We start from the raw sequence: 10,398 nt of genomic DNA on the forward strand, positions 1-10,398 counted from the left end.
AGAAAGGAGGGCCACATGTGCGATTTCTGCCACAAGCATGGTGAAGGTGAGAAGTGGTACCTGCGGGCGAAGAACTACTCCGAGGATCTTCTGAGCGACCTCAGGCGGCGGAAGCTCATCACCGATTTTTTTAGCAATACCGACTCCCTCGAGGCGGAGATGGAGAGGATGAGGAGACTCGACTCCGCGCCCCGTTTCGTCAGGCGTGCCGTATCGTGGCACGTGTCGAGACAGATGAGGAGGGACCACTTCGGCCAGGTGGTGCCGATAGAGGACGTGGAGCGCATCTTTAATTTCGTGGGCTCCATCGTTCGCATCGCCTGCATCTGCCGCCACGTAGGGATCAGGACCGAGGCGAGGTACTGCTACGGGGTGAGCATGGCTCCCGACATGGGGGCGTTCGAAGAGCTGGTGCGGGACCTTCAGCCCCCCCACCTGACCGGGCCCGACACGGCGGGACTGGAGAGGCTCAGCAAGGAGGAGGCGCTCGCGTTGTTTCGCGACCACGAGCGTGAGGGCATGTGCCACACGGTGTGGACCTTCGGCACCCCCTTCATCGGGGGGATCTGCAACTGCGACCGGACGGACTGCTTTGCCATGCAGGCCCAGCTTCAGCACGAGGTTCCCGTCATGTTCCGGGCCGAGCACGTGGCCGGGGTCGACCCCGATCTCTGCAACGGGTGCCGCTCCTGCATGACGGCGTGCCAGTTCGGTGCCGTGGGGTACAGCGCAGCCCGGGAAAAAGTGGATATCGATCCCCGCCGCTGCTACGGGTGCGGCATATGCCGGGCCGCGTGCGTCAGGGATGCCATTACCCTGTCCGAACGGGGAAGCGTGCAGGCTGCCGCCAACCTCTGGTGAAACGGGCGGAGCGCCGCTTGCCGGAATAATTATCCCGCCGGCCTCTCTGCTCCCCGCGGTTTGCGGTTCTCATTCCGCAATCAGCATTCCGGATTACCATGAACTGTAGACTGTGAAGAAAGTAATTGGTAGTCCCGGATTCCGGGTCCCGAGAAACCAGTTTCTCGTTTCTCGTTTCTGGTTTCTCGTTTCTGGTTTAACCGGAAACCGTTAACTGCAAACCGTTTTTATTCCCCACTCCGCATTCCATATGAGCCACTCACCCCACCTCCTCCAGCTTCACCTCGATGGCTATCTCCTCCCCCTCCCGCAGGATCCCCAGGGTCACCACGTCCCCCACGTGGCGGTCTTCGAATTCGTTGAGCAGCTCGTCGGGGGTCTTGACCTCCTTGCCGTTGAACTTGATCACGATGTCGCCCAGGATGATGTCGGCCCCGCTCCTGCGTGTCCCCCGGAGGCCGGCGGCCTCGGCGCTGCTGCCCGGCAGGACGTCGATGATCAGAATCCCCCTGATGCCGAGCCTGCGGGCCAGGCTCTCGTGGGCGATGGAGACGCCGATCCCGGGCCTGATGACCCTCCCGTAGCGGATGATTTCCGGGATGATGCGGTTCACATCCTCCACGGGCACGGCGAAGCCGATCCCCGCGCTCGCCCCCGACGGGCTGTATATGGCGGTGTTGACCCCGATGAGCCTCCCGGCGCTGTCCAGGAGGGGCCCTCCGGAGTTGCCCGGGTTTATCGCCGCGTCCGTTTGGATCACGCCGTCTATCTTCCTCCCCGTAACCGATTCGATCTCCCTTCCCAGGGCGCTCACGATCCCCGATGTCATCGTGTGGTCGAGGCCGAAGGGGTTGCCGATGGCGTAGACTTTCTGGCCCACCAGGAGGTTGTCCGAATCGCCCAGGGGTATGGGCTTCAGCTTCTCGGGAGGTGCGGATATCGCCAGGACGGCCAGGTCCTTGTCGGAGGAGGCGCCGACGAGGCTGGCCTTCCACACGGACTGGTCGGAGAGGGTTATCTCGATGCGGTTTGCGTCCTCGATGACGTGGTAGTTCGTAACGATTCGTCCCTCTTTGTCCCACACGAACCCCGAGCCCGTCCCCTTCGGTATCTGGTAGACGTTCAGGGTGAACCAGCTCTGCCTGAACTCGACGCTGGTTATGAATACGACGGAGTCCGCCACGTTCTGGAAAATGTCGATGGTGTTTTTCTCGTCCTCCGCAAGATTCCCCCGTGCGGCGACGACGCGGGGTTTTGCGTCGGGGTCGAGCTTCGGCCTTTCCGACCGCTGCAAGAACAGCCAGAGCACAAGGAGGGCCAGGAGGATCAAAAGGAGGGTGCGGAAGCCGAACCTTTCGGGCCGGGCGTCAAAGGGCCTGAAGTTCTTAGCGTTTTTCATATCTCATTCCTACAATTTTCCTGTTTTGGGACCTAAAACCGGTGCCTCCCTGTATTATACGGGCAATTGTGCTATTTAAAAAAGCAAACGGTCAAGGAATCCCCTGCCTGCTCTCTCGCGGGCGCCCCCGCTGATACGCCTGCTCGATGGCCGGCGCGGGACCGGCTCCTTCTGACCGTATCGGGCCCTGCCCGCTTCTTACATTACAAAACGGTAATATTGCGGTAATTTTCCGGTTACCTTCCTGTGCTATGACAAATCGGGTTTCTTCCGCGAAGGGCGGAAGGTATAAAAGCGCGATGGAGTCTGTGGCAAATGCGGATACTGCTGGTCGAGGACGATCTGAAGATTGCCTCCTTCATCAAGAAGGGGCTGAAAGAGGCGGGCTTTGCGGTGGACCACGTGACGGATGGGGAGCAGGGCCTCGACATGGCTCTCACCGAGCCCTACGATGCGGCGATCGTGGATATCATGTTGCCGAAAAAAGATGGCACGGCGCTCATCGAGGAGCTTCGCCGGGAAAACGTGAACACGCCCGTGATTATCCTGAGTGCGCGGAGGTCTCTCGCAGACCGGGTGCGGGCGATCATGCGCAGGGCAAGCGGGGCGGCGGAGCCCACCAGCCTCACCGTGGGCGATCTTTCCATGAACCTCCTTTCCCGCGAGGTCACGCGGGCAGGGGAGCGGATCGACCTCCAGCCCCGTGAGTTTGCCCTCCTTTCGTATCTCATGCGCAACGCAGGGGTCGTCGTTTCCAAAACCATGATCATGGAGCACGTGTGGGACTATAATTTCGACCCGCAGACGAACGTGGTGGAGGTTCGCATCAGCAGGCTGCGTGACAAGATCGACCGGGGATTTACGAATAAACTGATCCACACCATACGGGGAGCGGGGTATGTCCTCAGAGAAGATGCGTAAGTTGGGGGGATCGCTGGCGCTGAGGCTCACCCTGTGGTACGCGGTTATCTTCACCGTATCATTCCTCGTCACCTTCCTCACCTGCTACCTGCTCCTCTCCTCCTTTTTCCAGAGGCAGCTGGACCGGGAGCTCAGGGCCGAGATAGCCGAAGAGGGGGAGCCCCTCTCGGTCGAACCCGCCTTCGACGCCGGCCCTTTTTATTGCCTCTATAAACGGCTCCCGCGCCGGCTCCTCTCGAAGGGTGCCCCGGGAGGGATCTGAAGCTGACATTTTCTTTTCCGCTGTGCCATCACCCTTTCCCTTTCCGTCCCGTGAAACTTCTGATACTCTTTTTTCGGGTTGAATCTTTGTTCAAACTTCTACGTCAAATAGGGTGTTTCAGGCAGCTCGAGAAAAAATGGGGGTGAGAATGATGAAAAGGTTAGTCTCTCCAATCATGACCGTTTTCCTTGCACTTACGCTTATTGCATGCGCGACGGCAACGAAACAGGAGAAGGGCACCGCGGTCGGTGCCGGGGTCGGCGCCGGAGTCGGCGCCGTTCTCGGGCAGGCAATCGGGGGAGATACGGGAAGCACCCTCATAGGTGCGGGCATCGGTGCCGTCGTCGGCGGGATCGCCGGCAACCAGATCGGGGCCTACATGGACAGGCAGGAGCGGGAGCTGCGCGAGGCGCTTGCGGAATCCGAGGCCGTGAGCATTCAAAGGACGCAGGAGGCGATAGCCGCGTCTGAAGCGGCGGGCGAACAGAGGACGATGGACGTATTGACGGCCACCTTCAAATCCGAGATACTCTTTGACTTCGATTCCTCCGAGATCAAGCCGGGTGGGTATGATGAGCTGGGGAGGGTGGCCGGTGTGTTGAACCGGTACCCGGAGACGACCATCACCGTGGAGGGGCACACGGACTCGACGGGCACGGAGGATTACAATCAACAGCTCTCCGAGAGGCGCGCCTTTGCCGTCGAGGATGCCCTCGTCGGGATGAACGTGGATCGGCGCAGGATACAGGCAATCGGGTTCGGGGAGTTAAGGCCCGCGTATTCCGTCGACGCCATGAACCGGCGGGTGAACATCGTGATCAGGCCCATAATCCAGGGAAGCGGGTAGGGACGCGCAGGGAGAGGCCGGGCACCACGGGTTAGGTACGATGTGATTGCTCCGTGATTTTCACGGGAAGGGAGTCCATCACCGGATACCCATCGCTTTCGGGAGGGCCAACACATGTCTTTTCCGGGGCCAGGGACTGACTGGCGCGGCCTGCGGGCAAAAGTAGGCGGCCGGGTCCTCTGCAGCCCCCTGCGGCGTTTGGCTGAAGTCCTCTTTCTCGGCGACCTCGACTCCTCCTACCTGAGTGAAATCGCAGCGCTCATCCCAACGGGGAGCGAGACCGTCCTGGACCTCGGGGCGGGGTCGGGTTACTTCAGCCTGAAGATCGCGAAGATACTGCCGGAGGGAAAGGTTATCTGCGTGGACCTCTCAGACGAGATGCTCGCGATACTCGACAGGAGGGCCGGGAGGATGGGGCTTGCAAGCAAAATCCGCATCGTGAAGGCGGAGGCCTCGTCGACCGGCCTGGAAAAGGAGACCTGTGACCTCGCCGTCTCGAGCGGGCTCTTCCACGAACTGTCGAGGCCGCAGGAGGCCCTCGCCGAGATGATACGGGTGGCCAGGCCGGGCGGTTCGATCGTCGTGGCTGATTTCCGGGATATCAGGATGCCCCATGGAAAGATGGCGCACGGACCGTTCAGTGTGGATGAGCTCACCGAACTCTTTTACGAAGGGGGCCTCATAGACATAAAAGTCTACCCCGTGCGGCGCTGGGTCGTGGGGGTCGGGAAAAAGTTCAGCATCGCGGCGTAATGAGGGCGTAAGGCGGCAAAGGAATAACTCGCCGCCGGTTCCGGCCCCCGGGGGGATGAAACAACTTTTTTGCTGCCGGACAGGCGGGGGTATCAGGAACGGCCCCTGGTCCCTTTCACTTTCGATGCGTGGTCCTTCTCCCATTTCCGGGTCATTTCGGGCATGTCGTAACCCACGGACCGCAGGAAAAAGAGGGCCGTCTGGCTTCCCAGGTGGGCAAACCGCTTCGACAGGGTTTTTACGAGCTTATCTTCACCTTCGCGGGAGAGCTCCCGGAGGTATTTTTCGAAGGAACCGTGTTCACCCTGGATGGCCCGTATCTCGCGGGCATTGCTCACCGTTGCATCTATTTTCCGGTAATTTCTGACGATCTTTTCGTTTTTCAGCAGCCGGTCGAGATCCGGCTCTCCGAACCGGGCGACTTTCTCGATCGAAAAGCCGGCGAAGGCTTCCCGGAAGGCCTCCCATTTGCTTTCGATAACCTTCCTGCTGAACCCGGACCGGAAAACCGCGCCCGCCATCTCCTCGAAGTAGCCGTCGTCGTTTTTCGGTTTCTTCCCGAGCGCACAGTATTCCACGAAGAACCCTCCTTTCCCTTTGTTGACGCACGGAGATTAGATGAGCCCGGCCTCCACGGAGGTTCTGCAAAAAACGGTCCGCCGGTGAGAGGGAAATTCCCGCCCCGGGGCTATCGGATCTGCCTTAGATGAAAAAGCTGTATACGACCACGGCGGTGAATGTCAGGACATAGATCGGGCGTGCCCAGCGGTCTATCCTGGTCGAGAGGAGGTGGTTACCCCTCGCTGCCAGGGAACAGGTTAAAATTGCCTCTCCCAGGGCAGCGAACATCAAAACGGAGCTTCCCACGATGAACTTGTCCAACCGGGTGAGGTACTCCACGGCCGGCAGGAGGCGTCCTATCGCCAATCTGAAGGCGATGAGCGTGAATATTGCCGCAGTCGCCGTACCCAGCTGGGGTCCGAGATGGACGGGGTCGATCCAGAACACGGTCCATCCCATGAAAACGATCAGGCCGAGCGGAAATATGATCGTCCACAGGTAGTACCCCACGTGGCGCGTGGCATGAAAGCGATATGTATAGGAGGGAAATTTCCTTTCTATCAGGGGCACGTCGATGATGCCTGTTTCCGGCTCGCCGGGGCCGACCTCCCACCCCGAGATGGAGAAGTCCTGCAGCTTCCCCGTGAGCTTTGTATCTGGTACGAACACGACCTCTCCGGGATCGAGAGTTGATGCTATTTGAACGGAGAGTTCCTGTGTGTCCCGGGGAAAATCTCTCAGGTTGAGGCGGGCGGAGAATCTCCCCAAAACTCTCTGCCGGTAGGTTACAGTACCCGCGGGATCAACCGAGACCGTGTCTTCGAAATGCTTTATCGCCTCCCGCTTGTTGACCATTCGAAATTCCGGATTCCATATATCGTGCAATCCGATCCTGCAGCCTTCGAGTGAATGTCCCAGCATTTCGGCTGACAGGCGCGGATCTACCCATCTGATGAGGATGTGAAAATCTACGTTGAATGTCTGAGTTGCATCGTCGATATCGGTAAGATCGATTGCAACGAATCCAACGTGAACCTTTGTCGGCTCACCGCCGGCTCCCGGCCGCTTGGTTCTCAGGGGGATGGGAACGGCGCAATCTTTCTGCGCCTCTTTTGGCGAACCGATCTGGGCGGCCCGAACGCCGTCTGCCGTTGTGACGAGGAGGAGCAAAACGATCAGGTTGCACACCGCTTTCTGAAAAACTTCAAAGGGTTTCCTTCTCCGAAAATATTCGGCGGCATCAAGACCTATCTGCCGTGCAGGATACCTTTTACGGCTGTGCCGGCAATCCCCGGCAATTGATCGCTTTTCTGATGATTCGTTTGTATTCATGGGTATCCCGGAAAACTTCCTTCTGCAGAAATTTTATATAACATTACGTTTTCGATTTGAACAAATTTTTTTTCCGGGTAAGAGTGCCGGAATCGAAGAGTTTTCCGTGGGGTCAAAAACCCGGGCGGGAAAACGAGATCGGGTGGGCTTGCCTCCCGCCCCCCGGGAGGCTGCGCCCAGCCGGTGATTTTCCTGTAATTTTTTCCCCTGGCAGCCGACTGATAGAAAACAGAACGGAGGATTCAATATGAAAAACACAAAGAGTTCGCTCTACCTGCTTGCAGCTTTGGTACTTGCCACCGCACTTTCCCTTTCCCACACGGCGCTGGGGGAGGTGAAGAGTGCGAAGACGGCGTCTCTCTCCGGTTTCCAGGGGCACAATGCGTCGGGAAAAGCAGCCATCTCCCACGATGACCAGGGGAAGGCATACCTGGATCTTACGGGAATCAAGGTAGACAGGGTCCCCGACGGCTGGGTCTACCTGACAAAAGACGCCGATCACACGTCCGGGATCGAACTGGGAATCCTGAAGCAGTTCAAGGGAGACGTGCGGTTTCCCATCCCCGGGGACGTTGACACGGACGCTTACGACAGCGTCGTCATCTGGTGCAAGAAGTTCGACGTGGGGATCGGAAAGGGCTTTTTCAAAGAGTAAACAACCTCCTTCCCACGGTGTGTCAGGAAGAAGGGCTTGGCCCCGCGTGATTTCCGTTTCCGGTCTCACGTTTTTTTTCCTCCCGGAAAAGGGGGTCAAGCCCTCCCTTCTGCTCTTGACACACTCTGCCAGGAAACGGGCCCTTACCCTTATTAATCCGATATTTCCGCAGGGGGATTTTCGGGGTTGCCGATCCTTGCGCTCCGTGCGTCCTCAACGAGCTCCCGGATGTTGTCTCCCGTCAAACTCCGAAGGAAGGCCACGAGCGCGTCGATTTCATCGTCTGTCAGGTGAAGCGGCTGTATCACGGGGTCGAGGTTTTCATGGGGAAACCCGCCCCGGTCGTAAAATATCACGACATCGCGCAGCGTGGAGAGGGAGCCATCGTGCATGTAGGGAGCGGTGAGGGCGATATTTCTCAGCGTCGGCGTTTTGAACCTCCACCGGTCGGAAGGGTCGAGGGTTACCTCGTAGCGTCCCCGGTCGTCCTGTTCGGGGATGCCGGCGCTTTCGATAGCCTCCCGGCTGATGGAGGTAAAGACGCCCGGGGCGAGCTCGACACGCACCGTCCGCCCGGGAGCAGCTTTCTCCATGCTCCTCTTCCAGCCCACGCCGGTATCGTGAAAGCCGTTGTCCGTGAAGAGGGCGAAATCCTCGTTGATTACGTGGCAGTTCAGGCACTTTGCCTTGTCCACGAAAAGATAGAACCCCTCCTTCTGCTCCGGTGTGAGGGCGTCGGGTTCGTTCCCGTAGTGCCAGCGGTCGAAGGGGGAGTTGGCCGCAACGAGGGTTCTCTCGTACGAGGCAATGGCCGCGCCTACTCCCTCGATGCTCACGCCGCGGTCGAAGGCGAGCTGAAAGAGTTTTTCGTAGTCGTCGAGGCGCCTGATTTTTTCGACGAGAAAGCCGATCGAGGGAATCGCCATCTCGTCGGGTGCGAGGAGCGGGGAGATCACCTGGGTTTCCAGGGTCGTCTCTCTCCCGTCGTGGAAGAGGGATCCGGCGAAGGCCACGTTGAGCAGGGTGGGTGCGTTGCGGCGTAAGGTTTTTCCCTGCGCCCCCACGGCCGTTGTTGTCTCGTTGACGGTGAATCCCTGCTCGGGGACGTGGCACATGGCGCAGGATATGGTGTTGTCGTGGGAGAGGCGGCGGTCGTAGAAAAGCTTTCGCCCGACCCTGATTTTCAGTTCCGATGGGGGGTTGTCCTCGGGATATGGAACCGCGGGAAGCCCCAGGGGCACCTTCTGGATGCGGGCAAGGGCCGCCCGGTCCCTGTCGGGGTGAATGGTTGCGTCACCGGCCAGGGCGCTGCTGAACGGGAAGGTGAGGGAGGCAAGGAGCAGGCATGGGACGATAACCCTTCCCTTCACGGCTGTGGACGTATCGTATGACATTTCACCCGGCCCCGTCGTTTTCCAGGATCGGCGCTTCGCTGCCGTCGACGACAATCTCCCTGGAGGGAAACCCCGTGCTGCCTGCGTTCCCGGCCCTTCTCTCATGGGCAATCTTATCCTGATCACCGAAGAAGCCGCAAGGGCGCTCCCCGGGAACGATCCCGTTTTCCGGTTCTCTTCGTCGGCAACTCAGGTAGACAGCGTTACCGTCACGGGAACAGAGTTAGTCACCATGTCGAAGACGGGCGAGAACTGGGCTCCTAACCCCACCACTTCCTGCTTTTGCTCGTCGCTCAGGCTGCCGGTTACGCGCACCTTTACCGTTATGCTCTTAAAGCCCTTGCGTACCTCCGGGTCCAGGCCCAGAAAACCGTGCAGGTCGAGATCGCCTTCCAAGCTCGACTCGACGGATTCCAGAGGGATCCCTCTCGCCGCGGCATGGTAGACCATCGACGTGGTAACACAGGCAGCCAGTGCGTGAAGGAGATGCTCCACGGGATTCGCGGCTTTGTCCCCGCTCAGCAGTATGGGCGGTTCGTCGGCTTGCATCGTGAACTTCCCGTCCCGGTCTGGAAACTCCTTTCCGGCTCCATAAGAGGCCTTCACGGTTGTCTGGTTCAGGCCGCCCCCCTGCCACGTGTTTACGATCCGAAACCTGAAGTCCGCGAGCGAAGGTGTATCTCCTATCGCCTTGACAGTTTCATTGAGTTTGCTGACATCGACACCGTTGATAATGTCTACTCCGGCGTCCTCTTTCATGGTTTCTCCTCCTCCTTTGGCGTTACATGCAAAGCCACTTCTGTTTGCCACATTCCGTTTCATAATCAGGGCACTTCATTTTATTGCCCCGCTGACCGCTTGCAGATTTGCAAACGCCCTGTCACGTATCCCTTTTTTCGTTCATGCAACCCATCGGTCAGGTTAAGGGAAAGACAACACCGCATGAGATGGGGAATCTTCTCCCCAGGCCCCTAAATGATGAAAAAATATGGAAAAAACCCCATAAAATATTCTATATGCAAGAAAGGCCCTGAATCAAGGGGATATCGTTCCATCGGAAGGCATGGATCCGGGATGCCGTGGCCGGAGAAATTACCGGCTTTTTCCGGAAAAACCCGGCTAAAGGGCAGGGTGAGGAAAAAATGGATCCCTCTTTTCAAACAGCCGTTTAATGGCGGTTAAAACGTTTTAATTATAAATTCCAATAACTTATGAAACTCACTCCCTCCCCTTTCATCTAAAATAAAAAAATTCGGGTTTTTTCAAAGAGAAAGAGGGTAAGGAGCAGACCCGAAAGGGTAACCCGGCAGAAAAGGAGGTACCATGCTTCCCGCAAAAATACGTTTCTGGTTGTTTGACCGTCTTTCCGTGAAAACCATGCGCTACGTGAGCGCCGTTCCGACCGCCAGAGCC

The 10,398-nt window shown here is 58.4% G+C and carries 12 protein-coding genes; 7 read left to right on the forward strand and 5 right to left on the reverse strand.

What is annotated here, in order from left to right; genetic code table 11:
- Nucleotides 1–15 precede the first annotated feature (15 nt).
- Nucleotides 16–861, forward strand: a complete 846-nt coding sequence (locus GTN70_08810; protein ID NIO17083.1) for a 4Fe-4S dicluster domain-containing protein — start codon at nucleotides 16–18, stop codon at nucleotides 859–861.
- Nucleotides 862–1,120: 259 nt separating this feature from the next.
- Here GTN70_08810 and GTN70_08815 read toward each other — a convergent pair whose 3' ends face one another.
- Nucleotides 1,121–2,260 (reverse strand): trypsin-like serine protease, encoded by a 1,140-nt coding sequence (locus GTN70_08815; protein NIO17084.1) that lies wholly within the window; start codon nucleotides 2,258–2,260, stop codon nucleotides 1,121–1,123.
- A 315-nt stretch (nucleotides 2,261–2,575) separates the two neighbouring features.
- Here GTN70_08815 and GTN70_08820 point away from each other — a divergent pair, with 315 nt between their 5' ends.
- The 4 genes from GTN70_08820 to GTN70_08835 all read left to right on the forward strand — a co-directional run bounded on the left by GTN70_08820 (nucleotide 2,576) and on the right by GTN70_08835 (nucleotide 5,043).
- The gene (locus GTN70_08820; GenBank protein ID NIO17085.1) at nucleotides 2,576–3,181 is read left to right on the forward strand and encodes a response regulator; all 606 of its coding nucleotides are present in this window, start codon (nucleotides 2,576–2,578) and stop codon (nucleotides 3,179–3,181) included.
- Nucleotides 3,174–3,443: a hypothetical protein gene (locus tag GTN70_08825; GenBank protein NIO17086.1), complete on the forward strand. Its 270-nt coding sequence runs from the start codon at nucleotides 3,174–3,176 to the stop codon at nucleotides 3,441–3,443. Before GTN70_08820 ends, GTN70_08825 begins: the two co-directional genes overlap by 8 nt.
- A gap of 151 nt (nucleotides 3,444–3,594) precedes the next feature.
- The gene (locus GTN70_08830) at nucleotides 3,595–4,290 is read left to right on the forward strand and encodes an OmpA family protein (GenBank protein NIO17087.1); all 696 of its coding nucleotides are present in this window, start codon (nucleotides 3,595–3,597) and stop codon (nucleotides 4,288–4,290) included.
- Nucleotides 4,291–4,404: 114 nt separating this feature from the next.
- On the forward strand, nucleotides 4,405–5,043 hold the full coding sequence (locus GTN70_08835; GenBank protein NIO17088.1) for a methyltransferase domain-containing protein: 639 nt from the start codon (nucleotides 4,405–4,407) through the stop codon (nucleotides 5,041–5,043).
- Between the two features lie 92 nt (nucleotides 5,044–5,135).
- On the opposite strand, the gene GTN70_08840 is transcribed toward GTN70_08835, so the two are convergent.
- Together GTN70_08840 and GTN70_08845 are read right to left on the reverse strand one after the other, a co-directional pair.
- Nucleotides 5,136–5,621, reverse strand: coding sequence for a hypothetical protein (locus tag GTN70_08840; GenBank protein NIO17089.1), 486 nt, complete (start codon nucleotides 5,619–5,621; stop codon nucleotides 5,136–5,138).
- A gap of 124 nt (nucleotides 5,622–5,745) precedes the next feature.
- Nucleotides 5,746–6,936: a hypothetical protein gene (locus tag GTN70_08845; protein ID NIO17090.1), complete on the reverse strand. Its 1,191-nt coding sequence runs from the start codon at nucleotides 6,934–6,936 to the stop codon at nucleotides 5,746–5,748.
- Between the two features lie 247 nt (nucleotides 6,937–7,183).
- Here GTN70_08845 and GTN70_08850 point away from each other — a divergent pair, with 247 nt between their 5' ends.
- Entirely contained in the window at nucleotides 7,184–7,591 is a 408-nt protein-coding gene (locus tag GTN70_08850; GenBank protein NIO17091.1) for a hypothetical protein, read from the forward strand.
- A gap of 152 nt (nucleotides 7,592–7,743) precedes the next feature.
- On the opposite strand, the gene GTN70_08855 is transcribed toward GTN70_08850, so the two are convergent.
- Together GTN70_08855 and GTN70_08860 are read right to left on the reverse strand one after the other, a co-directional pair.
- Nucleotides 7,744–8,985, reverse strand: a complete 1,242-nt coding sequence (locus GTN70_08855; GenBank protein NIO17092.1) for a c-type cytochrome — start codon at nucleotides 8,983–8,985, stop codon at nucleotides 7,744–7,746.
- 189 nt (nucleotides 8,986–9,174) lie between these two features.
- Nucleotides 9,175–9,744 (reverse strand): OsmC family peroxiredoxin, encoded by a 570-nt coding sequence (locus GTN70_08860; protein ID NIO17093.1) that lies wholly within the window; start codon nucleotides 9,742–9,744, stop codon nucleotides 9,175–9,177.
- A 216-nt stretch (nucleotides 9,745–9,960) separates the two neighbouring features.
- Here GTN70_08860 and GTN70_08865 point away from each other — a divergent pair, with 216 nt between their 5' ends.
- Nucleotides 9,961–10,167: a hypothetical protein gene (locus GTN70_08865; GenBank protein ID NIO17094.1), complete on the forward strand. Its 207-nt coding sequence runs from the start codon at nucleotides 9,961–9,963 to the stop codon at nucleotides 10,165–10,167.
- Nucleotides 10,168–10,398: the final 231 nt, after the last annotated feature.

The sequence above is a fragment of the Deltaproteobacteria bacterium genome, assembly GCA_011773515.1.
In the GTDB taxonomy this organism is placed as follows: Bacteria; Desulfobacterota; Deferrimicrobia; order J040; family J040; genus WVXK01.